The sequence below is a fragment of the Mesorhizobium sp. genome (assembly GCF_004962925.1).
In the GTDB taxonomy this organism is placed as follows: domain Bacteria; phylum Pseudomonadota; class Alphaproteobacteria; order Rhizobiales; family Rhizobiaceae; genus Mesorhizobium.
The window spans coordinates 8,432-9,337 of record NZ_SUEO01000147.1; the positions used below are offsets into that span (position 1 = coordinate 8,432).

Here is a 906-nt window from a genome sequence, read left to right on the forward strand (position 1 = left end):
ACCCTAAGCGCGCCAAGCTCGGGCCTTGCGATCGCCTCGGCTGGCCGCTGCGTCGCCGCGCGCAGCACCTCGACGAGCGGCATGCCGAGCGCCAGCAGCTTCGACATGCAGACCAGAATGTCGAAGGCCGGGCCGTCGACGCAGTAGAGATGCACGTCGCTGCTGATCACATCAGGCGCCAGCCCCTCGCTGAGCATCGCCTTGGCGACCTCGAAATCGAACGAGCCCATGCCGTGGCCGATATCGAAGATGACACCGCGCTCGCGCGCCAGCCGCATGTCGGGCCGCACGGCGCCCGAGGCGAAGATCGGCGCGTTGGGAAACGGCCGGAAGCAGTGGGTGAGAATGTCGCCCTTGCGCAGCCGCGGCAGCACTTCCGAGCGGCCAGGCGGCGGCTCGTCGATATGCGCCATCAGCGGCAGGCCGGCCTGGTCGGCGGCCTCGAGTGCCAGATCGACCGGGGCGATGCCGCTGGTGCCGCCGGCATGGCGACCCGAGCGGACTTTCACGCCGACAACCACGTCTGCGTGCTCGCGCACCGCCGCCACCGTCTCGCGCGGTTCGCAGAGCCTGAGGTCGCTGCACTCGCCGACCGAAACGGTCTGCGAGAAGCCGAAAATGCCGGCAAAGGAAATGTTGACATAGGCCAGGATGCGGACTTTCGAGCGCTCGATGACGTGGCGGCGAAAGCCGAGGAAGTTGCCGGCGCCGGCACTTCCCGCGTCGATGAACGTGGTGGTGCCGCTCTTGGCGGCGAGGCGGTCGGCATCGACGCCGAGCGAGGTGCCGCCCCAATAGACGTGGCTGTGCAAATCGATGAGGCCGGGCGCGACGATGGAGCCGGTGGCATCGATGACGCGCGCGGCACGCTCGAAGGGAATGTCGACATCGATCGCGGCGATGCGG

At 68.4% G+C, this 906-nt stretch carries 1 protein-coding gene; it reads right to left on the reverse strand.

Translation table 11 applies throughout. From position 1 onward, the window contains the following. Nucleotides 1-906: amidohydrolase/deacetylase family metallohydrolase (locus E5W87_RS24505; RefSeq protein ID WP_292403424.1), on the reverse strand; the 906-nt coding region annotated here is incomplete at both ends.